The organism is Streptomyces longispororuber, assembly GCF_024448165.1.
In the GTDB taxonomy this organism is placed as follows: Bacteria; Actinomycetota; Actinomycetes; order Streptomycetales; family Streptomycetaceae; genus Streptomyces; species Streptomyces longispororuber_A.
Genome location: NZ_JAMOLN010000033.1, coordinates 36,946 through 62,214, shown reverse-complemented (window position 1 = coordinate 62,214; position 25,269 = coordinate 36,946). Strand labels below are relative to the sequence as shown.

The following is a 25,269-nucleotide window of genomic DNA, read 5'->3' as shown; positions in this document are numbered from 1 at the left end:
CGTGCGACGTGGGGCGCGGTGCCGGTCGCACGGTGCGTGCCTCGGCGAGGCTGAGCAGCAGACTCGCCCGCAGCCAGCTGATCTCGTCCGGATCGTCGGCGACGAGGATGCGCTCGACGACGCGGGCCGTGGGTGACTCCGGCGCCCCGTGCCAGGTCTCCTCGGGTCGGAGCCGGTGCAAGTGGGCCCGCTCGTACGGGTCCTCGACGAGGTCGGCGAGCTGGGTCGGGTCCAGCAGGGTGGCGATGGCGGCGGCCCGCTCCCAGGGGCCGCCGCTCTGCCCGAGCAGATAGCCGGCGTGGCGGGCCCGCCAGGTCCGCGGCCGGAGATCCTCGCCCGCGTCGAGACGGGCCCGCATCCGGTCCGGGGCGCGGCCCGTGAGCAGCGGTGCGTTGACCTCGGACCGGGCGAATTCCCGCAGTTCCTGGGCGAGATAGAGCCACACCACGGTGCGGTACCGATTCAGGTAGAACTTCGCGGGTGTCAGCATCCCGGCGCGGGCGAGCCGGGTGAAGCGGGTGGCCGGGATGCCCACGAGCTCCGCGCCCTCCGCGGTGCCCACCACCCTGACCTGCTCGCGCAGGGTGTCAGGGAATCCCTCGGCGTCGCGGATCCGCTCGATCTCCTCTCGAGGGACCAGCCGCCGACCGCCACCCGGTGCCGCCACGGTGCGGATGCGTCCGAGCCGTACGGCGAGATCGAACTCGCCCCGTTTCAGCCCCAGTTCGCGAGCCGCGCTGCCCTGTGGCCTGGTCATGATGTCGCCTTGCACGATGGTTCTCCCCCGTCGACCGATGACAGTCGGTCACTCTCCGTGACCGCTCGGGACAACCGTAGCCTGGATAGCCGATCTCCGTCCGAGCCTGTGGATAACTCGTGCAGGGCTAGGAACTTCGCAGGTCAGAGCTCCATGGAGGAGGTCTTCTCCGGCTGTCGCGCGTCGACGCCCAGGTGCTCGCCCACGCGGTTCACGAGCAGGGTCATCTCGTACGCGACCTGGCCGATGTCCGCCTCGGCCGCGCTGAGCACGCACAGGCAGCTGCCGTCGCCGGCGGCGGTGACGAAGAGCACCGCGTCGTCGAACTCGATCATCGTCTGACGCACCCCGCCCGCGCCGAAGTGCCGTCCCGACCCCTTCGCGAGACTGTGCAGTCCGGAGGAGACCGCGGCGAGGTGCTCGGCGTCCTCGCGCCGCAGGCCGGTACTGGCTCCGGTGACGAGGCCGTCGTTGGACAGGACCAGGGCGTGCCGCACGTGTTCGACACGCTGTGTCAGGTCGTCCAGCAGCCAACCGAGTCCCGCGTTCTGCACCATGATCCTGTCTCCCCGATTCCGTGTGGCTCCCGCCCGGTGGGGACCGCTCCCCTACCCGGAGGATCTGTCTCGCCAGCCTTCCCCACGGTTGCCGTCCGGGCAAGGAGGATGGGCCCATGGCACACAAGATGACCGATGAGGAATGGAAGGCCTTCGTCTCCGAGGGCACCCGCACCGCCAAGCTGGCCACCGTGCGGGCCGACGGCACGCCGCACATCGCGCCCGTGTGGTTCGTCGTGGACGGCGACGACATTGTGTTCAATACGGGCAAGGACACGGTCAAAGGACGCAATTTGGCCCGGGACGGGCACGTCGCGATCTGTGTCGACGACGAGCGGCCACCGTTCTCGTTCGTGACGATCCGGGGCCGAGCGGAGCTCAGTGAGGACCCGCAGGAACTGCTGGATTCGGCCACCCGGATCGGCGGCCGGTACATGGGCGCCGACCGCGCCGAGGAGTTCGGCCGGCGCAACGGGGTGCCGGGTGAACTGGTCGTCCGCGTACGGGTCGAGAAGGTCGTGGCCCTGGGCGACGTGGCCGACTGACCCGGCCGCGGATCAGCCGACGGAGTCGAGCAGCCGGGCGGTGTGCATCCGCCCGGCGTACTCGACCAGCCTGATCAGCACCTCCTTCCCGGAGTCCTTGTCGCGGGCGTCGCACAGCACCACGGGGGTCCCCCGGTCGATGTCGAGGGCCCGTGCCACTTCGTGCGCTCCGTACGCGCGGGCGCCCGCGAAGCAGTTGACCGCCACGACGAACGGGATGCGCCGGTGCTCGAAGTAGTCCACGGCGGGGAAGCAGTCCTCGAGCCGGCGGGTGTCCGCGAGGACGACGGCGCCGAGCGCGCCCTGTGACAGTTCGTCCCACAGGAACCAGAACCGGTCCTGTCCCGGTGTGCCGAACAGGTAGAGCGACAGCCCTGACCTGATGGTGATGCGGCCGAAGTCCATGGCGACGGTCGTGGTGGTCTTGCGCTCCACGGCCGCGGTGTCGTCCACGGACTGGCCCAGTTCGCTGAGTTGTTCCTCGGTGCGGAGCGGCCGGATCTCGCTGACCGCGCCGACCAGGGTGGTCTTGCCCACCCCGAATCCGCCCGCGACCAGGATCTTCAGTGCCAGGGCGGCGGACGTGCCGGTGGCCGTGTCGTCAGAGTGCTCGGAGCCCATCGATGACTTCTCTCAGGATCTTCTCGTCCGGTAGCTGTGCGGGCGGCACCGGCCTGCTGACCTTGACGCAGCCCAGTTCGAGCAGGTCGCCGAGGAGGACCCGGACCACGCCCACGGGGAGGTCGGTGCCCGCTCCCAGTTCCGCGACGGTCTGGGTCTCGGTGCGGCACAGCTCGATGATCGACCGGTGTTCGGGACCGAGTGCCGTGTCGTCGGCCGCGGCGGGCGCCGCGGAGTCGAGCGACACGAGGGCGATCAGGTCGAAGTGCGCTCCCTGAGGGCCCGCGGTGGTCCGTCCACCGGTCATGGCGTACGGGCGGACCAGCGGCCCGGCCTCGTTGTCGAACCACTGGCTGCCCGGTTCCTCGGGGCTGCCGCGTTTCTCGTGGCCTCGGTGGGCGCCGTCGCTGTACGCCGCCACGTCCCGGTACGTTTCTTCGAACATGTCGTCGTTCATCTCGCCGGCCGTTCCCGTCAGCCCGCGGTCGGTGGGTGTCCGGCGAACCTCGACGGTGTGTAGAGATGCTCCCCGACCCGCTTCACCAGGCGGGCCATCTCGTAGGCGACGAGCCCGATGTCGGCGGTGACCGTGCTGAGGACGGCGAGGCAGGAGCCGTCGCCGGCGGCGGCCACGAACAGGAATCCGTCGTCCATCTCGACCATCGTCTGGCGCACTCCGCCGGTGCCGAAGTGCCGCCCGGTTCCCTTGGCGAGGCTGTTGAACCCGGAGGCCACCGCCGCGAGGTGCTCGGCGTCCTCACGGCCGAGCCCGTTGGAGGACCCGACGGCCAGGCCGTCGTTGGACAGGACGACGGCGTGCCGCAGTTCGGTGACGCGCAGCACCAGGTCGTCAAGGAGCCAGTCGAGTTCGCCGGAGCCGTGGGCGGTGCCCGTAGTCGGTTCCTTGATCATGTGAGGTCTCCTTCAGTGCTCTCGCTGCCGGGCGGGCGCCCGCCGCCTCTGACCCAGCCGTCCCGGAAGGACGTCATGCGGGCCCGAACCTGTTCGGGGGTGCGTTCGCCCGGTTCCGGGGCGTGCGCGGGTGGGGCCTGTTTGTCGGGGCGCTCCCGCAGTTGGGGCGCGAGGCTCGCCTGGCGCACCCGGCGCGGGAGGCCGTCGTCGGGCGGTGCCTGGTCGCCGTCCTGCGGCGTCGGGGGCCTGCGCAGGCGGAGCGCGGTGACGCCCGGCGGGTGCTGCGGCTCCTCCTCGGGCTCGGGGCCCGGTGACGGGGCGAGTGCCGGGCGTGAGGTGGGCGGTGGGACGGAGTTGCCGTTCATGGGCGCTGCTTCGGGCTCGGGCACGCGCGCGTAGCGGCGCTCTTCTTCGGACGGTCGGGGCGGTGCGGGGGCGGCGGCTCGGTCGGCGTCCTTGTGCAGCAGGGCGGTGGGCAGCAGGACGACCGCGGTGGTGCCTCCGTAGGGCGAGGTGCGCAGGTGCACCTTGATGTCGTGCCGGTTGGCGAGCCTGCTGACCACGAACAGGCCGAGGCGGTCGCTGTCGAACACGTCGAGCGCCTCGGAGTGCCTGATCCGGTTGTTGGCGTCGTCGAGGGTCTCCTTGCCCATGCCGAGGCCGCGGTCCTCGACCTCGATGGCGTATCCGTTGCCGACGGGTTCGCCGCTGATCCGCACCTTGGTGTGCGGGGGTGAGAACTGGGCGGCGTTCTCGACGAGTTCGGCCAGCAGGTGGGTGAGGTCGGCGACCGCGGCGCCGGTCACGTCGGCCGCGGTGAGCTGGCGCACCTCCACGCGCGCGTAGTCCTCGATCTCGGAGACCGCGGCGCGGACCACGTTCGTCAGGGGGACGGGCATCCGCCAGGCCCGGCCGGGCGCGGCTCCGGAGAGGATGATCAGGCTCTCCGCGTGGCGGCGCATCCGGGTGGTGAGGTGGTCGAGGCGGAAGAGGTCTCCGAGTTCGTTCGGGTCCTCGGCGCGGCGCTCCATGCTGTCCAGGAGGCCGAGTTGGCGGTGGACGAGGACCTGGCTGCGGCGGGCGAGGTTGACGAAGATGCCGGAGATGCCGCTGGCGAGCTCGGCGCGTTCGACGGCGGCGTGCAGGGCCGCGCGGTGCACCGTGGTGAGGGCTTCGGAGACCTGCCCCGTCTCGTCCTCCGCCGGGGGCCCCTGTGGTGCCTCGGCCTGGACGTCGATCTCCTCGCCCGCCCGCAGCTTCCGCATGGCGTGCGGGAGTTTGCGGCGAGCGATCTCCAGGGCCGTGTTGCGCAGGCTGACGAGTTCGACGACGAGGCCGCGGCCGATCCGTACGGAGATCACCAGGGAGGCGGCGACGGCGACGAGGCCGAACAGCACGGCCGCCGCGGCGGGCGTGAGCAGTCCGCGGCCGAACGGGTCGGCCCGGTCGGCGGCGCTGCGCGCGGCGTCCGTCTCGATGGCACGCATCCGGTCCTGGACGGTGGTGTGCGCGGGGTCCCAGGTGCCCGCGGGCGCGGCGGCGAGTGCCTTGCTGCCCGGCGGGGCGACGAGCGTCCGGTCCTCGACGGCGCGCACGTCGCCGTACGCGCTCCCCTCCACGAGGTGGTTCCAGGCGGTTCGTTCGGGTCCGCGCAGGTCGGTGGCGGCGGTGTCGACGAGTGTCCTGCGCGTGTCGACCGCGCCGGTGAACAGGCGCAGTCGCTCGTCGTCCAGGGTTCCGGCGAGGCGTGCGCTCGTCAGGAGCGCGTCCTCACGGGAGAGCATTTCCGCGGAGCGCCCGAATTCGAGCAGCACGCGCGCGTCGGAGCCGAGTTCGGAGTCCTGGATGCCGGTCAGCGCGCCGCTCACGGTGAAGGCGCTGCCGATGGTCTTCGTGTACTGCCCGTAGGCGGTGTCCCAGCCGGCCCGCCGGTCCAGCACCGCGGTGCGTACGGTGCGCAGCTGCTCGGCGCCGGTGACGAACGCGCCGAGCCGGTCGGCGACTCCGTGCGGCAGGTCGGCGCCGTCCGCGACGGTGTTGCCCTTGCCCATGCGCAGGGCGGCGACGGCACGATCGGTGGTGGCGCCGAGGCGCTCAAGGTCGTCGGCCCGGGCGGCGGTGGGTTCGGTGGCGTAGCCGACGGCGGAGTTCCGCTCCGCCTGGAGGGCCGCGACGGCGGCGCCGACGGGTTCGCGCACGGTGGCGTCGACCCGCTGCAACTGCCGGAGCCGGGCGATGTCCTGGGCCGTGCTGACGGTGGCGTAGGCCCACAGGGCGAGCAGCGAGACGACGGGCACCATGAGGAGGCAGACGATCCGGGCCCGGACGGTGCGGGGGCGCAGGCGGCTGCCGCCCGCGCGCGTGGGTGGCGCGGTGAGGTTCTGCGCGGTCGGTACCGCGGAGTCCTCGTCGGCGGGTGGTCCGGCGTGCGCGCGCCGCCCGCGCGTGAGGGGCGCGGGTATCGGCGGCGGAGCGGAGGTGGGCGTTCTGCGGGGCGGGCGCATGGCCTCCTCGATCGGGTGTGGGTCGGGGTCGTCGCGGGCGGCCGGTTCAGCGGGCCAGGCTCTCCACGGGCTGCTGGGCCGACGCGGAGGCCTCCCGCTCGTCGGCGGTCGGGGAGAGCGCGACGAACGCCGAGGTCAGGAAGAGGTAGGAGCCGAGGCCCACGGCGAGCGGGAAGATGAACTGCATCGCCGTCGCACCGGGCAGGGCCACCGTCGAGGGGGTCACCCGCACGCTCACGGCGATCATCCCCGTGTAGTGCATGCTGCTCACGGCGCCGCCCATGACGAGGGACGCGACCGCCACGGCCGCGGGCGACTTGATGTTGAGGCCGGCCCACAGGGCGGCGGTCGCGGCGACGACGGCGATCACCACGGAGAGGGCGACGAGGAGCGGGTCGTAGCTGATGTGTCCGTGCAGGCGCAGGGCCGCCATGCCGAGGTAGTGCATGCTCGCGACCCCGAGCCCGGTCGTGAGTCCGCCCAGGGCGAGGGCGCGGCCCCGGTCCCTGCTGTGGCCGACGGCGAAGACCCCGACGCCGACGACGACCACCGCGACGACCAGGCTGAGGATGGTCAGCGGGACGTTGTAGCGGATCTCGGTCCCGGTGACGCCGAAGCCGAGCATCGCGACGAAGTGCATCGTCCAGATGCCGGTGCCGATGGCGGAGGCCGCGGTGAGGAGCCAGTTCCGGCGGGCTCGCCCCGTGGTGTTCAGGGCCCGCACGGTGCAGCGCAGTCCGAGCGCGGCGCCGATGCAGGCCATCGCGTACGACAGCACGGGGGTAAGCCAGCCGAAGGTGGCGTGGTCCAGGTGTCCCATGGCTCCGGGACGCTAGTCGTGACGGGGGCGCACAACTGGGGCGCATTTCGAAAGCTGCTGGAATATGACAGAGAAACGGTTCTGAACGATCGCGTCAGGGTCGAACGTGTGCACCGCACGTGCATGCGATGCTTTCGGTTCGGATGGGGAGCTTTCGACCCGCTGTCCCCCACTCGTGTCGCACCGGTTGTCGGTGGGCTGCGCAATCATGGAGCGCATGAGCGATGACGCCACGCGTGTGCAGGAGTTCTTCTCGGCCCGGGCCGCCGACTGGGATTCCCGATTCCCGGACGACGGTCCGGCCTACGCGTCCGCGGTGACCGAGCTGGGACTGCGTCCGGGCGACCGGGTGCTGGACGCCGGATGCGGCACGGGCCGGGCGCTGCCGCCGCTGCGTGCGGCCGTGGGGCCTTCGGGGACGGTTCTGGGAGCCGATCTCACCCCTGCGATGCTGGCGGCCGCGGTGCGGGCGGGGCGGGACGGGCTCGGGCAGTTGCTCCTGACGGACGTCTCGCGACTGCCGCTGCGTGCGGGGGCGCTGGACGCCGTCTTCGGCGCGGGCCTCATCTCGCATCTGCCGCGACCGGCGGAGAATCTGCGTGAGTTGGCACGGGTGGTGCGGCCCGGCGGGATCCTCGCGCTCTTCCACCCCATCGGGCGGGCGGCCCTCGCCGCGCGCCAGGGCCGGCAGATCACACCGGAGGACCTGCGTGCCGAGCCCCATCTGCGTCCGCTGCTGGCGGGTTCGGGCTGGCGCATGACCTCGTACGTCGACGAGGACGCGCGCTTCCTCGCGCTGGCGGTTCGGGAGGACTGAGGCACACGCGAGAGCCGGGGCGGACGGCTACGCCGCGACAGCGGCCGCGAAGGCGTCGGGGTTGTCGAACATGACGTTGTGGCCCGCGTCCGGCACCTCGACGACCCGAACGCCCGCGGCCACCAAGGCGGCCCCGCCCTGGAGTTCACCACTGAGCGCGCCCTGGAGGTACACGCGCTCGACGTCCAGTTCCTCCAGCATCCGTCGCATGGTGGGCTCCGTACCCCGGACGAGCCCGGTCGCGCTGCGGTGCAGGGCGAGGGGGTCGGCCAGGCGCATGGTGGCGGCCCACAGCGGGCCGACGTGCTCCAGCACCCGCGCGTGGCCGCCGCCGGACACATACGCACCCTCTTCGTAGGACGCGATTCCACTGCTTCCCGCCGTGGGCCTCGGGTGCGGATCGAGATTCCCCTCGGTGACGACCAGGCGCGAGACCAGGTCGCGCCGCCGGTGCGCGAGGACGATCGCCACGGCGCCGCCCATACTGTGCCCGACGATCTCCGCGCCCCTGACCTCCGCGGCGTCGAGCACCGCGGCCAGGGCGTCGGCATGGTCCTCCAGCGTGTAGCCGAAGTCGGCCGGCCGGTCGCTGATGCCGTGGCCCGGCAGGTCGACGAAGAGCGTGCGCCGTCCTGCCAGTTCGGGCCGGGAGGCGATGTGCGCGTGGTACACCGTCGAGGCCGAGCCGAGTCCGTGGACGTACACCCGCGCCGGCCCCTCTCCCGCGGCTTCCGTCCAGCGGATCTGACTGCCCTGCGCGTCGAACGGCGTCTGCTGCATGACGACCTCCTGTGTCCGGTGTCCGGCTCACTGATTGCTGATTGCTGACTGCCTCCTTCACGACAATACATCGGTCACGTAGTACTACGTCAACGATGTACCCCGCCACTGCGCGCGTAGGCCACAATGTGGGCATGCTGGAGCTCGCCATCCTCGGTTTCCTCTACGACGCCCCGCTGCACGGCTACGAGCTGCGCAAGCGCATCACCGCCTTGACCGGCCATGTCCGGCCCGTGGCCGAGAGCACCCTGTATCCGGCGATCAAGCGCTTGGAGAAGGCGGGACTGCTCGCCCGCGAGACGCAGCCGGGGTCGGCGGCGGCGCCGCGCCACGTCCTGAGCCTCACCGAGCAGGGGCGCCAGGAGCTGCGGCACAGGCTGCGCGAACCGGCCCGGTCGGACATCACCGACGAGAACCGCTGGTTCACCGTCCTCGCCTTCCTGCGCCACCTGGACGACCCTCAGGAGCAGACGGACGTCATGCGGCGCCGGCTGGACTTCCTGACGGAGCCGGCGAGCTTCTTCTACGAAGGCGAACGGCCCCTGCGGGCCGAGGAGTTGGACGACCCGTTCCGCAAGGGCATCCTCACCATCGCCCGGGCCACCAGCCGGGCCGAACTCGCCTGGCTGCGCGACACCATCAAGTCTCTGGAACCGGAGGGCTGTTGACCCGTTCCTCGGTGTGGGAAGCCCCGGCACTCCTCTGTCACCATGGCTTCAACTCCACGACACACAAGGTGAGTTGTCCGGTCGAGACGGCCGGTGGCGACCAGCAGGGGGACGGTGGCGCGCATGCTCGGCAGAGTCCGCAAGTCTTGGAGCACCTGGCGCAGGAGGACCGCTCGGCGCGAAGAGCGTCCCGTACAGGAGACCCGGCGGACGCAGGGTGCGGAGCGGCGTCCGCACAACCTCTTCGAGGCGGCCGCCGCCTACGTGGCGGCGTGCGTCGAGGACGACCAGGAGCGCATCGAGGAAGCCGCGGGCTGGGTGGAGCCGGGGGCACTCGTCTTCGGGGTGAACGAGTTGGCGTGCCGGGCGCTCATCGCGCTCGCACGGGAGCGGGACGAGTCGCCGCGGGTCGTCGCCCGGAGCCTCCTCGGCCTGCCGGCCGCCTGACCGTCCGCACACGTCGGCACACGTCGGCACACGTCGACGGCGGACGCGTCGCACCGCGCGAAGGCACCACGGAGCGCGAGGCACACAAAGTGCGCACGAGTCGTCGACATCGTGTCCACAGCCCGGACCCGCGACCGTGACGGCGGCTGATTTTCCTGGTCATCGCCCCTGTACGACATCGTCCGCGACTGACTAAGGTCACGCCGACGGAACGTAGCTCAGGGGAGGCTGGCATGGCCGGGACGGACGACGCTGTCGCCGCCAAGGACGACGACGCGCTGTACGTACTGACGGCGGTGCTGCTCACGCCCGCGAAGTTCCCCAGCGTGCTGGGTGACGACTACCCGGAGGCGTGCGCGGCCCTGGGCCTCGCACCGCTGGCCGACGGCTACGGCCTGGTGCTGGGGCAGGACGGCGAGGGCGCGCGCTGGACCGTGGTCGTCGACGACGTGTCGCTCGTCGCGGTCGCCATCGCGTCCTGGGACTGCGGCATGGAGTACGAGCTCTCGCCCGACGAGGACAGCATGGTCTGCGCGCTGCCGGGCTGGCCGCTGGCGCTCGCCGTGTCCGCACCGGGCGTTCCGGCGCCGCACGACCCCGCGTCCGACCCCGACGCCGAGGACCTGCCGCCCCTCACGCCGCCCGACACGGCGACGTGGGGCCCGGCCCAGCGGCGCCTGGGAGCGGACGAGATAGCGCTCCAGTGGGCCGTGTGGCGCGAGCAGCTCGACGACTCCCAGTTCGCCACGGATACGGCTGCCGACGCACCCACTGAGGCGGACGCGGTGGACGCGGCAGCCGAGGCGGCCGCGTCCGACGGTGCCGCGGACGCCGACGACGCGGCCGGCTCCGACGCGCCCGACTCCCACGAAGGCATCCAGCGCGTCCTGGCCGAAGTGCGTGCCTACGTGGACACGCCTCCGCCGCTGGGGCGGGTGCGGTCCGCGTTCGCCTCGGGCGACGCCCGCACGCTCCGCGCGGACGGGCCCGGATGGTCGATGGTGGCCCGGACCGACGACATCGCCTTCATCCTGCTGGACGAGGAGCCGGGCGAGGTGCTGCCGGTCGGCAGGGGGGCCGAGCTGCCGGGCCTCCTGGAAGCGCTCGACAAGATGGCCGTCCGCCCTGCCTGAACGACCCTTGCCACATAGGGCGTTGATGTCCCATGTGGCTCCAACCCATAGGTACGCGCGGTTTCCCGCCCCACGATGAGGCCTCTTCTCCCCGCCTGAAGGAGGCCGCTCCATGCGCACGCCCAGAACCGTTCCCCTGTTGGCCACCCTGCTGGTGGCCCTGGCCGCTTCTGGGCCACAGTCGGCCGGTGCGGCGGACGGGGCCGCACCGCCGTGCGCGCGTCAGGAGCACGCGCGCGTGCCGGGCGCCGCGTTCCAGCAGCGCGCCTGTCTGGACGACCTGACGACGTCGGGCCTCACCGGCACCCCGTACACGGACCTGGCCGACCAGGCCGGCCTCACGGCCAAGGGCACCCGGAACCCGTCCGGTGTGCCGGGCCTGCAGATCGACGGCTACTTCCGTGACGGCTCCCGCACGAACACCACCCACGGCTGGAACCACGACTCCCAGTTCGTGATCCGCCTTCCCGACCACTGGAACGGCGGCCTGGTGGTGACCGCGTCGCCGGGCAACCGGAAGCAGTACGCGACCGACACGGCGATCTCCGACCGGGTCCTCGCCCAGGGTTACGCGTACGCGGCCACGGACAAGGGCAACACGGGGCCGGACTTCTACCGCGACGGCACCCGCCCCGGGGACGCCGTCGCCGAGTGGAACACCCGCACCACCCAGCTCACCCGTGCCGCCCGGAAGGCGGTCGCCGCCCGCTACGGGAAGGCGCCACGGCACACGTACATGACGGGCATCTCCAATGCCGGGTACCTCACGCGCTGGCAGTTGGAGAACCATCCGGAGCTGTACGACGGCGGCGTCGACTGGGAGGGCGTCCTGTGGACGGCGGACGGCCCGAACCTGCTCACCTCCTTGCCGACGGCGGTGGCGCTCGGCCAGGGCCGGGCCGACGCCGACGCCATGTACGCGGCCGGTTTCGCCCGTGGCTCGGAGTTCCTGTGGCCGTACCACCAGAAGGCGTACTGGGGTCTCACGCAGAAGGTGTACCGCGCCGAGTTCGACCCGGCGTACGACCGGAACTGTCCCGGTACGTCGGCCGGTTCGACGGTCGACGAGATGCTCGCCCCGTGCGCGTCGGACGCGGCCTACGACTACGCCGCCCGCCCCGCGTCGGTGCACCGGGCCGTCGAGCGCGTGGCCCTGACCGGGCGGATCGGCAGGCCGCTGCTCACGCTCCAGGGCGATCTGGACACCCTGCTGCCCATCGCGGCGGACGCGGACGTGTACGCACGCATGACTGCCGCCCAGGGGCGCGGCGGCCTGCACCGGACGTACACGGTCCAGGACGGCACGCACACCGACGGCCTGTACGACACCTATCCGGACCGGCTGCGGCCGATCCTGCCGTGCTACCGGGACGCCTTCGGGGTGCTCACCCGCTGGGTCGAGGACGGCACGCGACCGCCCGCGGACCACACCGTCGAGCGGCCCGCGGGCGGTGACGTGATCAACTCCTGCTCGGTCAGGACGTCCTAGGCCCCGTGCACACCGACGGCGCCTGCCCGGCCGCCCGTGTCGCCCGTGTCGCCCGTGTCGCCCGTGTCGCCCGTGTCGCCCGCGCTAGCGTCCCAGTTCCTTGCGGGTGACGCGGCGGAGCCTGCGCCGCTGCGAGGGGTCGAGCATCAGGTACGCCGCGGTGGGCGCGCCCAGCACGATGAGCAGGGCCGCCCACCAGGGCAGCCAGATCAGCAGGATGAGTCCGGCCGCCACGCCTCCCGCGGCGATCTTCGCGTTCCTCGACATGTGTGTGGCCTCCTTCGGGGCGGCTCGCCCTCGGCTGTGTGGGGCGGGCCCGCCTCTTTAGTGGGAAACGGGCCCGCGGGGTCCACGGTTCCTGCGCGCGACCCTGATAAGACCCTGATCCCGTGCCCAAGACCCTGATCCCGCGCCCTCGAGATACCTCTGGTGCGGAGTACCACCACCGGCGGGCGCCTCAGATGTCGGCCCGCAGGGGCTCTCCCACTTCATACATGTGCCGCAGCGCCTGGCGGTAGGAGTCGACGAGCCCGGTCTCCGTGAAGGGGATGCCCAGGGTGCGGCAGTGCTCCTTCACCATGGGCTGCGCGAGCCGCAGGTGCGGGCGGGGCATGCTCGGGAAGAGGTGGTGCTCGATCTGGTAGTTGAGGCCGCCGAGGAACCAGTCGGTCAGGGCGCCGCCCTTGATGTTGCGCGAGGTGAGGACCTGGCGGCGCAGGTGGCCCCACTTCTCGCCGTCCGGGTCGGGCATCTCCATGCCCTTGTGGTTGGGGGCGAACGCCATCCCGAGGTGCAGTCCGAACAGGGCCTGGTGGATCGCGGCGAAGGCGAGGGCGTGCCCCAGCGGCATGGTGGTCAGGAGCAGGGCGAGGTAGCCGACGACGTGGGCGACGAGGAAGGCGGCCTCCACGGCGCGCTCGCGCCCCGACTGGCGCCGCAGGTCCCGGAACCCGGACACCTTCAGGGCGAGGCCCTCCAGCAGGGTGAGCGGGAAGAAGAGCCAGGCCTGGTGGCGGGTGAGCCAGCCGCGGAAGCCGGAGCGGGTGGCGGCCTGCTTGCTGGTGAAGACCAGGACGTCGGCGGCGACGTCGGGGTCCTTCTCGATGTGGTTCGGGTTGGCGTGGTGACGGTTGTGCTTGTCGTTCCACCACGCGTAACTCATGCCCAGCAGCAGGTTTCCGTGGATCAGTCCGATCAGCCGGCTGGTGGCGCGGTCGGCGGTGATCTGGGCGTGGCCCGCGTCGTGGCCGATGAACGCCGTGCGCGCGCACAGGACCGCCAGGACGGGGGCGAGGGCGAGCACCCACCACGAGCCGCCGATGAGGGCCATGCCGGTGACGACGCCGGCCAGGGCGAGGGCGTTGACGGCGATGGTGCGGGCGTACCAGCCGTTTCGGCGGTCGAGCAGCCCCTGCCCCTTGACGGCCTTCAGGAGCGGGGTGAACTCGCTGCCCGTCTCGGGCGGGGACGGCCGTGCGGCGGCGTCTGCGGTGCGGTCCGGGGCGGCTCCGACGGCCAAGGACATGACGGTTCTCCGGTCTGTGGTGGGCGGGAGCGAAGCGACGGGCTACGCGTCGCCCGACCTCAAAGAACGTATGGATCAGGGACCTTGGCGGACCATGGCGCCACCACCCGACTACGGAAGGGGGCTCCCCCGCTCCGGGTGGGGGGTTAGCTACACCCTTAGGGGTGGGGTGATTCGGATCACGACTTGAAGGAGTCCGTCCGGCAGGTCGGGCGGTGTACTCTCGGCGCCTCCAGGGCGAGTAGTCAAGTTTGATGAATACGAGGAAGCTGCCATCTCCGAGCACACGCATCCCGCACCCACCCCGTCAGAGACGTCCGAACTCGCACGGTGCTGCGCCGTGTTCACACCCGGCGACCCGGCCCGCACCTCGACCGTCACCTTCTGGCGCCCCGAAGGCGGCGAACCGCCTCTCCTCCAGGCGGGCGCCCGCGTCGACCTGGCGCTGGCCCTGCCCGGCGAGGACGGTGTCGAGCTCGTGACCGTCCCGGCGGTCGCCGTGCCGGTGCGTGCGGCGTTGCCGGTGCTCACGCGCGCGCGGGCCGCCGCGCACGCCGACCCGACGACGGCCTTCTGGGGCGCCGCCGCGCTGCTCGCGCTCCAACTCGCCGCGCGCGGGCTGCTGCTGCCCGGCGTGAGCGGCCAGGACCACGACGCGTGGCGGGCGGGACCGCTGCGCGCCGAGGACCTGGAGCGGGTGCGCGAGCTGGCCGCCGCGATGCCGCCCGAGGCGCACGCCGCACCCCTGGAGGGGCACACACCGCTGCGGCTGCACGCGCCCGAGCCACTGCTGCGCGCCTTCCTCGACGCCGTGGCCGACACCCTGCCGCGCTCCCCCGCCGCCGCGCTCGCCACGGGCACCCCGGCGTTCGCGGCCCGGGCTCCGCAGCGCGTGCCCGAGCTGCGTCCGTGGGCGGGTGACGTCGCGGCGGGGCACGACGCAGGCGTCCGCGTCTCGCTGCGCGTGGAGGTGCCCGGTCTTGCCCAGGCCACCGAAGACGAGACCCGGCTGCCGTTCCGCGCCGTCCTGCAGATGCACAGCGTCAGCGATCCCGCCCTGGTCGCGGACGCGGCGGAGGTGTGGGCGGGCGCGGGCGACCCGGGCGACGCGGCCCGGGCCTTCGGCGCCCGTGCCCGCATGGACGCCCTCCTCGCGCTGCGGCGGGCGGCGCGCGCGTGGGCGCCGCTGACGCCCCTGCTCTCGGCGAGCGTCCCGGACGCCATCGAGCTGGCGGACGAGGAGGTCACCGAGCTGCTCGGGGAGGGCGCGCGGCTGCTGTCCGCGGCCGGCGTCGAGGTGCACTGGCCCAGGGAGCTGGCCCGCAAGCTGACGGCCCGCGCGGTGATCGGACCGCCGGAGGACGAGGGGCCCGACCGGGCCTCGTCGGACGCGCCGTCGTTCCTGTCGGCCGACGCACTGCTGGCGTTCGACTGGTCGTTCGCCCTCGGTGACCAGGAGTTGAGCCGCGCGGAGCTGGACCGGCTCGCCGAGTCGAACCGGCCGGTGGTGCGGCTGCGCGACCAGTGGGTGCTCGTCGATCCCGGCGAGGCCCGGCGCGCCCGCGCCCACCAGGACCGCAAGCTCACCCCGGTCGACGCGCTCAGCGCCGTTCTGACGGGCTCCACGGAGGTCGACGGCCGCCAGGTCGAGGTCCGTCCCAGTGGCTGGCTGACGGGGCTGCGGGACCGCCTCGCGGACCCGGAGGGCATGGAGCCGGTCGGCCAGCCGGCCGCACTCGCCGCCGAACTGCGCGACTACCAGCTGCGGGGCCTGAACTGGCTGGCCCGGATGACGTCCCTCGGACTGGGCGCCTGCCTCGCCGACGACATGGGCCTCGGCAAGACGATCACGCTGATCTCGCTCCACCTGCACCGGCAGACCGCACCGGAGACCGCGGGGCCCACCCTCGTGGTCTGCCCGACGTCGCTGATGGGCAACTGGCAGCGCGAGATCGAGAAGTTCGCCCCGGGCACCCCGGTGCGCCGCTTCCACGGCGGACGCCGCTCCCTGGTCGACCTGGCCGACGGGGAGTTCGTCCTCACCACGTACGGCACGATGCGCCTGGACGCGGCCCAACTGGCAGCCGTCGCCTGGGGTCTGGTGGTCACCGACGAGGCGCAGCACGTGAAGAACCCGTACTCGGCGACGGCCAGGGAACTGCGCACCATCGGCGCCCGCGCGCGCGTGGCGCTCACCGGCACCCCGGTGGAGAACAACCTGTCCGAGCTGTGGGCGATCCTCGACTGGACCACGCCCGGCCTGCTGGGCCGGCTCGGCACGTTCCGGACGCGCTACGCCCAGGCCGTGGAGGGCGGCAAGGACCCGGCCGCGGCGGACCGGCTGGCACGGCTCGTGAAGCCCTTCCTGCTGCGGCGCCGCAAGTCGGACCCCGGGATCGCACCCGAACTGCCGCCCAAGACCGAGACCGACCGGGCGGTGTCGCTCACCAAGGAGCAGACCGGCCTCTACGAAGCCGTGGTGCGCGAGACGCTGGCGGAGATCTCCGGAGCGGACGGTTTCGAGCGGCGAGGCCTCATCGTCAAGCTGCTCACGGCCCTCAAGCAGATCTGCAACCACCCCGCGCAGTACCTCAAGGAGGACAAGCCGCGCATCGGCGGCCGCTCGGGAAAGCTGGAGCTGCTCGACGAGCTCCTGGACACCATCCTGGCCGAGGACGCGAGCGTGCTGGTCTTCACCCAGTACGTGCAGATGGCCCGCCTGGTGGAGCGGCACCTGGCGGCCCGGGGCGTACCCACGCAGTTCCTGCACGGAGGGACCCCGGTGGCGGAGCGCGAGGCCATGGTGCAGCGGTTCCAGGACGGTGCGGTGCCGGTCTTCCTGCTCTCCCTGAAGGCGGCGGGCACCGGTCTCAACCTCACGCGCGCGGAGCACGTCGTCCACTACGACCGCTGGTGGAACCCGGCGGTCGAGGCGCAGGCCACCGACCGCGCGTACCGGATCGGGCAGACCCGGCCCGTGCAGGTGCACCGGCTGATCGCGGAGGGCACGATCGAGGACCGCATCGCGGAGATGCTGGTCCGCAAGCGGGAACTGGCGGACGCCGTCCTCGGGGCGGGCGAGGCGGCCCTGACGGAACTGAGCGATGCCGATCTGGCCGATCTGGTCGAGCTGCGAGGGGGCGCCCGATGAGTGACCTGTACGACGAGCACGAGGCGCCCTTCGAGGGCGACGACGCGCAGGAACGCACGTTCGCCGCGCTGCCGCCCGCCCAGGGCCGGGGCTTCGCCCGGACCTGGTGGGGCCAGGCCTGGCTGAAGGCGCTGGAGGACACGGCGCTCGATCTGGCGCAGCTCAAGGCGGGCCGCAGGCTGGCCCGGTCCGGGGCGGTCGGCGCGGTGTCGGTGCGGCCCGGCCGGATCACCGCGGTGGTTCAGGACCGGGGCGGCGTCCAGCACCGTTCCGACGTGCTGCTGCAGCGGCTCGACGAGGACGACTGGGACCGCTTCCTCGGCATGGCCGCCGAGCGGGCCGGCCACATCGCGGCGCTCCTGGACCGGGACATGCCCCCGCACCTGGTGGAGGACGCGGCGGCGGCCGGGGTGGAACTCCTGCCGGGCATCGGTGACCTGGAACCGTCGTGCGACTGCGACGCCTGGGACCACTGCGCACACACGGCGGCCCTGAGCTATCAGCTGGCCCGTCTCCTGGACCAGGACCCGTTCGTGCTGCTCCTGCTGCGCGGGCGCGGCGAGCGGGCTCTCCTGGACGAGCTGCAGGTACGCAGCGCCGCCCGTGCCGAACCGGCCGCGCCGTCCCGGACGGCCGAGGGCATGGACGCGGCGGAGGCGTACGCGTCCGCGGTCGTGCTGCCCCCGCTGCCGGCTCCTCCCGGGCCGCCGGCGGAGCCCGGGGAGCCGCCGTCGCTGGACACGGAGAAGCCCGCGCCCGCGGGGACCGACGTGGCCGCCCTGGGCTTCCTCGGGGCGCAGGCGGCCGCCGAGGCCCACCGGCTCCTCACGGACGCGCTCGCCCCGGGCCACGAACAGCGCTCTCCCTGGCCGGAGTTGACCACCTCGCAGGACGCCGCCCGGCTGGCCGCGGCGGCACCGGACCGGAAGGTCGCGGCACGGCTCGCCCAGGGCTCGGGCCGGGACCGGGAGGGCCTGGCCCTGGCCGCGCGCGCCTGGGAGCACGGGGGCGTCGCCGCGCTCCGCGTCCTGGAGGAGGAGTGGATCCCGGACGCGGAATCCGCCGCACGCGCGCGTGCGGCGCTGGAGGCGGCCTGGGACGCGGACGAGCGGCCCGCCCTCAGGGCCACCCGCGGCCGCTGGACCGCCCCGGGCACGGACGCCCAGCTGCGCCTGGGCCGCGACGGGCGCTGGTGGCCCTACCGCAAGGAGCGGGGCCGCTGGGCGCCGGCGGGCCCCGCTGCGTCGGATCCCGCGTCAGCGCTGGCCACAGCGTTGGGAACGGGCGAGGAGTAGCGGCGCGAAGGTGCCCGCCGCACGACCGGCATGGAGTAGTCCGACGGGACGAACGGCGCGCGGCGGGTGATCGTGGGTGAACCTCCCTTCATCAAGGGAGGCACCTTCAGCCGGGGGGCGACCAGAAGGCGCAGGCTCATGGCGACTTTGTGCAGACCCGCTGTCTCCGTTCCGGAACATGTCATCACCATGGAGGAGACTCTCGCTCTCGCACGTTCCCGACATGCCGACCACCCCCAACTCCCGCTGGCACTGCGCCTGATCGAGAACACGGGGGTGCGCACCCGGCACCTCGTGCAGCCGATCGAGGAGACGCTGAAGCACCCGGGGTTCGACGAACGCAACGCGCTCTACGCGGCGGAGGCGAAGGCCCGGGTGCCGGCCGTGGTGCGGCGCGCGCTCGACGACGCGGAGCTCCGCACCCAGGACATCGACGTGATCATCTACGTGTCGTGCACGGGCTTCATGATGCCGTCGCTGACGGCCTGGCTGATCAACGAGATGGACTTCTCCAGCGACACCCGGCAGATACCGATAGCCCAGCTGGGCTGCGCCGCGGGCGGGGCCGCGGTGAACCGGGCGCACGACTTCTGCACCGCCTACCCCGAGGCGAACGCACTGATCGTGGCCTGCGAGTTCTGCTCGCTGTGCTACCAGCCGACCGATCTGGGGATCGGCTCGCTGCTGTCGAACGGCCTCTTCGGGGACGGCGTCGCCGCCGCCGTGGTGCGCGGCCGGGGCGGCACGGGCATCGCGCTGGAGCGCAACGGCTCGTACCTCATCCCGAAGACCGAGGACTGGATCGCGTACGACGTCCGCCCCACGGGATTCCACTTCATGCTGGACAAGCGGGTGCCGACCACCATGGAACCCCTCGCGCCTGCGCTCAAGGAACTGGCGGGTCAGCACGGCTGGAACGCGTCGGAGCTGGACTTCTACATCATCCACGCGGGCGGCCCGCGCATCCTGGACGACCTCAGCAAGTTCCTCCAAGTCCCGCCGGACGCCTTCCGGTTCAGCCGGGCGACGCTCACGGAGTACGGGAACATCGCGAGCGCCGTCGTCCTCGACGCACTGCGCCGGCTCTTCGACGAGGGCGGCGCGCCGCACACGGCGCGGGGCCTGCTCGCCGGTTTCGGCCCCGGCATCACGGCCGAGATGTCCCTGGGCCGCTGGCACTGCCCCGACGACGCCCCGGAGCTCGCGGAGGCCGCCGTATGACGGAGGACACCACCACCCGGCCGCCGGTCCGCCCCTGGCCCGCCCTGGACCTCCACGGCGTCGACTTCGACCCGGTCCTGTCCCGGCTGATGGCCGAGGGCCCGGTGACCCGGATCCAGCTGCCCAACGGGGAGGGCTGGGCGTGGCTGGTGACGCGCTACGACGACGTGCGCACCGTCACGAACGACTCGCGGTTCAGCCGGGAGGCCGTCGTCGGCCGTCAGGTCACGCGGCTGGCCCCGCACTTCATCCCGCAGGCGGGCGCCGTAGGGTTCGCGGACCCGCCCGACCACACGCGGCTGCGCCGCGCGGTCACCGCGGCGTTCACGGCGCGCGGCGTCGAGCGGCTGCGCACGCGCGCGCAGGGGATGCTCGACGAGCTGGTGACCGGTGTGCTGCACGACGGCCCGCCGGCCGACCTCACGGAGCGCCTCCTCGCGCCCTTCCCCATCGCGGTGATCTGCGAGCTGATGGGAGTGCCCGCGGCCGACCGGCAGCTGATGCACACCTGGACGCAGCTGATCCTGTCGTCGGCGCACGGCGCGGAGATCAGCGAACGCGCCAAGAACGAGATGTCGGCCTACTTCGCGCGCCTGATCCGCGCGCGGGACGACGGCACCGGTGAGGACGTCACCTCCTTGTTGGGCACGGCGGTCGGCGCGGGTGAGCTGACGGAGGACGAGGCGGTCGGTCTCGCGGTCCTGGTCCAGATCGGCGGCGAGGCCGTCACCAACAACTGCGGGAACATGGTGTACATCCTGCTGACCCGCCCGGACCTCGTGCGGCGGCTGCGCGCCGAGCCGGACCTGCGCCCGCAGGCCATCGACGAACTGCTGCGCTACATCCCGCACCGCAGCGCCGTCGGACTGTCCCGCATCGCCCTGGAGGACGTCGACGTCGCGGGCGTGCGCATCAGTGAGGGCGACCCGGTCTACGTGTCCTATCTGGCGGCCAACCGCGACCCCGACGTGTTCCCGGATCCCGACCGCATCGACTTCGACCGGACGCCGAACCCGCACGTCTCCTTCGGTTTCGGCCCGCACTACTGCGTCGGCGGCATGCTGGCGCGGCTGGAGTCGGAGCTCCTGGTGGACGCGTTGCTCGACCGGTTCCCCGGGCTGCGTCTGGCCGTTCCGGCCGAGGAGGTGCCGTTCCGCAAGGGCGCGTTGATCCGTGGGCCGGAGGGTCTGCCGGTGACGTGGTCGGCGGCGGGATGACCGCGCTGACGCCGACCGAGGGTCTGCTGGTGCCGCCGGGGCACGGCCGTACGGTGCAGACGGCGGCCCAACAGGTCACCTTCAAGGTCACCGGCGACCATTCGCGCATCGCGTCCAGCTTCGAGGTCGTGGTGCCGCCGGGGTTCGACGTCGGCGCCCATGTGCACACCCGGAGCGAGGAGTTGTTCTACGTCCTCGAAGGCGAGCTGGACGTCCTCGCCTTCGAGCCGCGGGTGCGGACGCCCGACAACTGGCAGCGCTGGCGGTCCCCTTCGGGCAACGAGGTGGTGCGGGCCGGCCCGGGAACCGTGATCGTCGTGCCGCCCGGCTGCCCGCACGCCTTCGCCAACCCGACGGGCGCCCCGGCCAAGATGTTCTTCCAGGCCTCGCCCCCGCCGGACCACGAGCGCTACTTCGACGAACTCCTCGACATCCTCGCGACGGACGGGCCGCCGGACCACGCGGCCATCGAGGAGCTGCGGGCCCGCTACGACATCGAGCAGCTGACCCCGCTGCGGCACGGCCACCCCTAGGGGGCGTGCGAGCTCGGAGCCCAGGGGATCCGGGTGGTGACCCTGAGGACGGGCGGGATCCCGGAGAGCCTTCCCCGGACTTCGAAGGCCGCAAGGAGCTCACCGGGATGCTCACGGAGCCGACGCTTCTCGGCCGCGCGGCGACGCTCGCCGAGGTGGGCGACGTCGCCGCGTTCGTGGCCTCGGACCAGGCCCGCACGATGACGTCCGCGACGGTGAACGTCTCGTGCGGGGCCCTGGTCGACTGCTGAGGCCCACGGCTAGCGGATCGGCATGCCCGAGAGGGTGCGGGCGATGACCAGTCGCTGGATCTCGCTCGTGCCCTCGAAGATCGTGTAGATCGCCGCGTCGCGGTGCATGCGCTCCACGGGGTACTCCCGCGTGTAGCCGTTGCCGCCCAGGATCTGGATCGCCTGGGCGGTGACCTTCTTGGCGGTCTCGCTCGCGAACAGCTTGGACATGGAGCCCTCGGCGTTCTCGAACTTCTTGCCGGTGGTCGCCATCCAGGAGGCGCGCCACACCAGGAGGCGGGCGGCGTCGATCTGGGTGCGCATGTCGGCCAGCTGGAAGGCCACGCCCTGGTTGTCGATGATCGGGCGGCCGAACTGCTCGCGCGTCTTCGCGTACTCCAGGGCCTCCTCGTACGCGGCGCGGGCCGTGCCCACCGCCATCGCGCCGACGGCCGGGCGGGACGCCTCGAAGGTCGCCATGGCGGCGTTCTTCACGCGCTCGCCGCCCTTGGCGGCCTTCTCACGCGCGCGGGCGATGCGCTCGTCGAGCTTGTCCTTGCCGCCGAGCAGGCAGGAGCCGGGCACCCGCACGTCCTCGAGGACGACCTCGGCGGTGTGCGAGGCGCGGATGCCGTGCTTCTTGAACTTCTGGCCCTGGGACAGGCCCGGGGTGCTCGGCGGCACGATGAAGGAGGCGTGGCCCTTGGAGCCGAGCTCGGGGTCCACGGAAGCGACCACCACGTGGACGTTGGCGATGCCGCCGTTCGTCGCCCAGGTCTTGGTGCCGTTCAGGACCCACTCGTCCTTGGCCTCGTCGTAGACGGCACGCGTGCGCATGGCGGCGACGTCGGATCCCGCGTCCGGCTCCGAGGAGCAGAAAGCGGCCACCTTCACGTCGTTCACGTCGCCGTACATCTGCGGGATCCAGGTGCCGATCTGCTCCTCGGTCCCGTTGGCGAGGACGCCGACCGCGGCCAGACCGGTGCCGACGATCGACAGCGCGATGCCCGCGTCACCCCAGAAGAGCTCCTCCATGGCCATGGGAATGCCGAGACCGGAAGGGTCGAAGAACTGCTGCGCATAGAAGTCGAGGGAGTAGATTCCGAGCTTGGCGGCCTCCTGGATGACCGGCCACGGGGTCTCCTCGCGCTCGTCCCACTCGGCGGCCGCGGGGCGGATCACATCGGCGGCGAAGCCGTGAAGCCAGTCACGGACTTCCTTCTGCTCGTCGTTGAGATCCATCGTGAACTCGGCCATGACCCCTCCAGGGCTGCGTACACTGCATATGTTACTTGCGGTAACGAGAGTCTGTTACTGGTCAGTAGCCTCTGTCAACCTCCGAGTACGCGTTCGATACCGCACAGCCGTCGGGTGTTACCTTTCGCGTGCGTCAAGCCATCGCACGGGCGGGGAGATCCTCATGGAGACCACACAGCGGACCGATCAGCGCGCGGAGCAGCAGTCCGCCGCCGAGCGCCGACGACGTGAGCTGCTCGAGGCGGCCGACCGCGTGGTGCTCCGGGACGGCCCGGGCGCCTCGATGAACGCCATCGCGGCCGAGGCCGGCATCACCAAGCCGATCCTCTACCGGCACTTCGGCGACAAGGGCGGACTGTACGCGGCCCTCGCCACCCGCCACACGGACGCCCTGCTCGCCTCCCTGCGCGCCGCGCTCGACGCCCCGGCGGAGCGCCGCGAGCGGGTCGAGGCCACGCTGGACACCTACCTCGCGGCGATCGAGGCCAGGCCGCAGGTCTACCGGTTCCTGATGCATCCGGCGGAGGGCTCGCCCGGCGACTCCGGGTTCGACGTCGGCCGCCACTCGGCCCCGCTGCTGCGGCGGATGGGCGAGGAACTGGCCGAGGTCATCGAGGAGCGCGTCGACCTCGGCCCCGGGAGCCAGCAGCTCGCACGGGTGTGGGGCCACGGGATCGTCGGTATGATGCACGCCGCGGGCGACTGGTGGCTCGGGGAACGGCCCTGCACCCGTCCCGAGTTGGTGCGGGGTCTCGCCGACCTGCTGTGGGGGCGTCTCGCCGCCGCGGGCGACAAGGTGGGCGGCCCCGGCTTCTGAGGGACCCCCTCCGCCGCCCCTACCGGCCCCAGGGCGCCCGCGCCGCCTGGCGCAGCACCCGCCGACGCCGCCACCCCGTGACCCGGTCCGTGTACGTGCGGCCCTCCAGGTGGTCGCACTCGTGCTGCAGGCAGCGCGCGAACCAGCCCGTGCCGTGGATCGTCACCGGGTCGCCGTGCACGTCCTGGCCCTCCACGCGCGCGTGGTCGAAGCGCGGCGTGCCCGCCTCCAGCCCTGGCAGCGACAAGCAGCCCTCGGGCCCACGGATCACGACGCCGTCCGCCTCGACCAGCCGCGGGTTCACGACGTGGCCCACGTGCCGGACGTCCTCGTCGTCCTCGCAGTCGTAGACGAAGACCCGCAGGGACTCCCCGACCTGGTTCGCGGCGAGACCGACGCCCTGGGCCGCGTACATCGTCGCGAACATGTCCTCCACGAGGCGCGCGAGCGACGGACCGAAGTCCGTGACCTGCGCACAGGGTTGGTGCAGCACGGCTTCGCCGAGCAGGGTCAGGGGTCGTACGCGCCCTGAGGCGCCCGGGATCGAGCCGTGTCGCATGGCCGTAAGGGTACGGTCCGTACAGTGCCCCGATCCGCTGGTGGTGCCGCAGTTCGGGCTTGTCAGAGGATCTCGATAGGCTGAGGCCGGAAAGCGATGCCGGGGGCAGGCGCGGCGCCGTACGCAAGGAGGACCCAAGAAGATGTCAGGCAACTCGGAGTCGATGACTCCGCGGGCCAAGCTGGCCGTCACGGCCGGCAAGGCCGCGGCCGCGGTGTCGCGGGCGGCGGGCCGCGGCAGCGGGTCGGTGATCGGCGGCAAGGTCGCGCTCAAGCTCGACCCCGAGCTGCTCGGACGGCTCGCCCAGCACCTGGACGTCGTGCTCGTCTCGGCGACGAACGGCAAGACGACGACCACGCGGCTGATCGCCGAGGCCCTGCGCGCCAGCGGCCCCGTCGTGTCGAACGCGCTGGGCGCGAACATGCCCGCCGGAATCACCTCCGCCCTCGCGGGCGGCTCGGACTCCCGGTTCGGTGTCATCGAGGTCGACGAGAAGTACCTCGCGGGCGTCGCCCGTGACACGTCCCCCAAGGCGATCGCGCTGCTCAACCTCTCGCGCGACCAGCTCGACCGCGCCGCCGAGACCCGCATGCTCGCGGAGAAGTGGCGCGAGGGCCTCGCCGGCTCGAAGGCCATCGTGATCGCGAACGCGGACGACCCGCTGGTGGTGTGGGCGGCCTCCTCCTCGCCGAACGTGGTGTGGGTCGCCGCCGGCCAGGAGTGGAAGGACGACGCCTGGTCCTGCCCGGCGTGCGGCGGCGTGATGCAGCGCCCCGGCGACGACTGGTTCTGCGGCGAGTGCGGCTTCCGCCGCCCGACCGCGAGCTGGGCGCTGCAGGGCGACTACGTGCTCGACCCGCACGGCGCCGCCTGGCCGATCCACCTCCAGCTCCCGGGCCGTGCCAACAAGGCGAACGCGGCGACCTCCGCCGCCGTCGCCGCCTGCTTCGGCGTGCCGCCGCAGGTCGCCCTGGAGCGCATGTACCAGGTGCAGGCGGTGGCCGGCCGTTACGACGTCGTGCAGTTCCTGAACCGGGACGTGCGGCTGCTGCTCGCGAAGAACCCGGCGGGCTGGCTCGAAACGTTCACTCTGATCGACCCGCCGCCGACGCCGGTGATCCTTTCGGTGAACGCGCGGGGTGCCGACGGCACCGACACCTCCTGGCTGTGGGACGTCGACTACACCCGGCTCGCCGGGCACCCGATCTGCGTGATCGGCGACCGCAAGCTCGACCTCGCGGTACGGCTGGAGGTCGCGGGCCTGGAGTTCCGCGTCTGCGAGTCGATCGACGAGGCGGTGCAGGTCTCCCCGCCCGGGCGGATCGAGCTGATCGCCAACTACACGGCCTTCCAGGACGTCCGCCGCCGCGTGGGCAACTGACCCGATCCAGACGAGAACGAGCTAAGGATCATG

The 25,269-nt window shown here is 72.4% G+C and carries 26 protein-coding genes; 14 read left to right on the top strand and 12 right to left on the bottom strand.

Features of this window, described 5'->3' with window-relative positions; all coding sequences use genetic code 11:
* Both M4J07_RS12530 and M4J07_RS12525 read right to left on the bottom strand, forming a co-directional pair.
* Positions 1-757 (bottom strand): DUF6397 family protein (locus M4J07_RS12530; protein ID WP_255971043.1); only part of this gene is annotated, 757 nt, incomplete at its 3' end.
* A gap of 143 nt (positions 758-900) precedes the next feature.
* Entirely contained in the window at positions 901-1,314 is a 414-nt protein-coding gene (locus tag M4J07_RS12525; protein WP_255971041.1) for a roadblock/LC7 domain-containing protein, read from the bottom strand.
* A 116-nt stretch (positions 1,315-1,430) separates the two neighbouring features.
* Here M4J07_RS12525 and M4J07_RS12520 point away from each other — a divergent pair, with 116 nt between their 5' ends.
* Positions 1,431-1,859, top strand: coding sequence for a PPOX class F420-dependent oxidoreductase (locus M4J07_RS12520; RefSeq protein ID WP_255971039.1), 429 nt, complete (start codon positions 1,431-1,433; stop codon positions 1,857-1,859).
* A 12-nt stretch (positions 1,860-1,871) separates the two neighbouring features.
* Here the strand turns inward: M4J07_RS12520 and M4J07_RS12515 are convergent, their stop codons facing one another.
* The 5 genes from M4J07_RS12515 to M4J07_RS12495 are packed head-to-tail and all read right to left on the bottom strand — an operon-like array spanning position 1,872 to position 6,716.
* Positions 1,872-2,480 carry a GTP-binding protein gene (locus M4J07_RS12515; protein ID WP_255971037.1) on the bottom strand — a complete coding sequence of 203 codons (609 nt, stop codon included), beginning with the start codon at positions 2,478-2,480 and terminating at the stop codon, positions 1,872-1,874.
* The gene (locus tag M4J07_RS12510; RefSeq protein ID WP_255971035.1) at positions 2,461-2,925 is read right to left on the bottom strand and encodes a DUF742 domain-containing protein; all 465 of its coding nucleotides are present in this window, start codon (positions 2,923-2,925) and stop codon (positions 2,461-2,463) included. Before M4J07_RS12510 ends, M4J07_RS12515 begins: the two co-directional genes overlap by 20 nt.
* Positions 2,926-2,954: 29 nt before the next feature.
* Positions 2,955-3,392 (bottom strand): roadblock/LC7 domain-containing protein, encoded by a 438-nt coding sequence (locus tag M4J07_RS12505; protein WP_255971033.1) that lies wholly within the window; start codon positions 3,390-3,392, stop codon positions 2,955-2,957.
* Positions 3,389-5,896 (bottom strand): sensor histidine kinase, encoded by a 2,508-nt coding sequence (locus M4J07_RS12500; RefSeq protein WP_255971031.1) that lies wholly within the window; start codon positions 5,894-5,896, stop codon positions 3,389-3,391. Before M4J07_RS12500 ends, M4J07_RS12505 begins: the two co-directional genes overlap by 4 nt.
* A 46-nt stretch (positions 5,897-5,942) precedes the next feature.
* Entirely contained in the window at positions 5,943-6,716 is a 774-nt protein-coding gene (locus M4J07_RS12495) for an MHYT domain-containing protein (protein WP_255971029.1), read from the bottom strand.
* Between the two features lie 217 nt (positions 6,717-6,933).
* On the opposite strand from M4J07_RS12495, the gene M4J07_RS12490 reads away from it, so the two are divergent.
* Positions 6,934-7,533: a class I SAM-dependent methyltransferase gene (locus M4J07_RS12490; protein ID WP_255971027.1), complete on the top strand. Its 600-nt coding sequence runs from the start codon at positions 6,934-6,936 to the stop codon at positions 7,531-7,533.
* A 27-nt stretch (positions 7,534-7,560) separates the two neighbouring features.
* Here M4J07_RS12490 and M4J07_RS12485 read toward each other — a convergent pair whose 3' ends face one another.
* Positions 7,561-8,313 (bottom strand): alpha/beta fold hydrolase, encoded by a 753-nt coding sequence (locus M4J07_RS12485; RefSeq protein WP_255971025.1) that lies wholly within the window; start codon positions 8,311-8,313, stop codon positions 7,561-7,563.
* Between the two features lie 134 nt (positions 8,314-8,447).
* On the opposite strand from M4J07_RS12485, the gene M4J07_RS12480 reads away from it, so the two are divergent.
* The 4 genes from M4J07_RS12480 to M4J07_RS12465 all read left to right on the top strand — a co-directional run bounded on the left by M4J07_RS12480 (position 8,448) and on the right by M4J07_RS12465 (position 12,050).
* Entirely contained in the window at positions 8,448-8,981 is a 534-nt protein-coding gene (locus M4J07_RS12480; RefSeq protein ID WP_255971023.1) for a PadR family transcriptional regulator, read from the top strand.
* Positions 8,982-9,104: 123 nt separating this feature from the next.
* Positions 9,105-9,428 (top strand): hypothetical protein, encoded by a 324-nt coding sequence (locus tag M4J07_RS12475; RefSeq protein WP_255971021.1) that lies wholly within the window; start codon positions 9,105-9,107, stop codon positions 9,426-9,428.
* A gap of 233 nt (positions 9,429-9,661) precedes the next feature.
* Positions 9,662-10,561, top strand: coding sequence for a hypothetical protein (locus M4J07_RS12470; protein ID WP_255971019.1), 900 nt, complete (start codon positions 9,662-9,664; stop codon positions 10,559-10,561).
* Positions 10,562-10,673: 112 nt separating this feature from the next.
* On the top strand, positions 10,674-12,050 hold the full coding sequence (locus M4J07_RS12465; RefSeq protein WP_255971017.1) for a tannase/feruloyl esterase family alpha/beta hydrolase: 1,377 nt from the start codon (positions 10,674-10,676) through the stop codon (positions 12,048-12,050).
* An 84-nt stretch (positions 12,051-12,134) separates the two neighbouring features.
* Here M4J07_RS12465 and M4J07_RS12460 read toward each other — a convergent pair whose 3' ends face one another.
* A complete protein-coding gene (locus M4J07_RS12460; RefSeq protein ID WP_255971015.1) occupies positions 12,135-12,317 on the bottom strand; it encodes a hypothetical protein in 183 nt (60 codons plus the stop codon).
* Between the two features lie 190 nt (positions 12,318-12,507).
* Complete coding sequence (locus M4J07_RS12455) at positions 12,508-13,575, bottom strand: fatty acid desaturase family protein (protein ID WP_255971013.1); 1,068 nt, start codon at positions 13,573-13,575, stop codon at positions 12,508-12,510.
* Positions 13,576-13,915: 340 nt separating this feature from the next.
* Here M4J07_RS12455 and M4J07_RS12450 point away from each other — a divergent pair, with 340 nt between their 5' ends.
* From M4J07_RS12450 to M4J07_RS12425, 6 genes are all read left to right on the top strand, one after another.
* Positions 13,916-16,726, top strand: a complete 2,811-nt coding sequence (locus M4J07_RS12450; RefSeq protein ID WP_255971011.1) for a DEAD/DEAH box helicase — start codon at positions 13,916-13,918, stop codon at positions 16,724-16,726.
* Entirely contained in the window at positions 16,723-18,021 is a 1,299-nt protein-coding gene (locus tag M4J07_RS12445) for an SWIM zinc finger family protein (protein WP_255971009.1), read from the top strand. Before M4J07_RS12450 ends, M4J07_RS12445 begins: the two co-directional genes overlap by 4 nt.
* Positions 18,022-18,159: 138 nt before the next feature.
* A complete protein-coding gene (locus M4J07_RS12440) occupies positions 18,160-19,242 on the top strand; it encodes a type III polyketide synthase (RefSeq protein ID WP_255971007.1) in 1,083 nt (360 codons plus the stop codon).
* Positions 19,239-20,459, top strand: a complete 1,221-nt coding sequence (locus M4J07_RS12435) for a cytochrome P450 (protein WP_255971005.1) — start codon at positions 19,239-19,241, stop codon at positions 20,457-20,459. The genes M4J07_RS12440 and M4J07_RS12435 overlap by 4 nt, the downstream gene beginning before the upstream one ends.
* Positions 20,456-20,992, top strand: a complete 537-nt coding sequence (locus tag M4J07_RS12430; RefSeq protein WP_255971003.1) for a cupin domain-containing protein — start codon at positions 20,456-20,458, stop codon at positions 20,990-20,992. Before M4J07_RS12435 ends, M4J07_RS12430 begins: the two co-directional genes overlap by 4 nt.
* 107 nt (positions 20,993-21,099) lie before the next feature.
* Positions 21,100-21,243 carry a hypothetical protein gene (locus M4J07_RS12425; protein WP_255971001.1) on the top strand — a complete coding sequence of 48 codons (144 nt, stop codon included), beginning with the start codon at positions 21,100-21,102 and terminating at the stop codon, positions 21,241-21,243.
* 9 nt (positions 21,244-21,252) lie between these two features.
* On the opposite strand, the gene M4J07_RS12420 is transcribed toward M4J07_RS12425, so the two are convergent.
* Positions 21,253-22,479: an acyl-CoA dehydrogenase family protein gene (locus tag M4J07_RS12420; protein ID WP_255970999.1), complete on the bottom strand. Its 1,227-nt coding sequence runs from the start codon at positions 22,477-22,479 to the stop codon at positions 21,253-21,255.
* 163 nt (positions 22,480-22,642) lie between these two features.
* Between M4J07_RS12420 and M4J07_RS12415 the strand changes: the two genes are divergently transcribed.
* Positions 22,643-23,296 carry a TetR family transcriptional regulator gene (locus tag M4J07_RS12415; protein WP_255970997.1) on the top strand — a complete coding sequence of 218 codons (654 nt, stop codon included), beginning with the start codon at positions 22,643-22,645 and terminating at the stop codon, positions 23,294-23,296.
* A 19-nt stretch (positions 23,297-23,315) separates the two neighbouring features.
* Here M4J07_RS12415 and def read toward each other — a convergent pair whose 3' ends face one another.
* Positions 23,316-23,855, bottom strand: a complete 540-nt coding sequence (def, locus tag M4J07_RS12410) for a peptide deformylase (RefSeq protein WP_255970995.1) — start codon at positions 23,853-23,855, stop codon at positions 23,316-23,318.
* Positions 23,856-23,997: 142 nt separating this feature from the next.
* On the opposite strand from def, the gene M4J07_RS12405 reads away from it, so the two are divergent.
* Positions 23,998-25,236, top strand: coding sequence for a MurT ligase domain-containing protein (locus M4J07_RS12405; RefSeq protein WP_255970993.1), 1,239 nt, complete (start codon positions 23,998-24,000; stop codon positions 25,234-25,236).
* Positions 25,237-25,269: the final 33 nt, after the last annotated feature.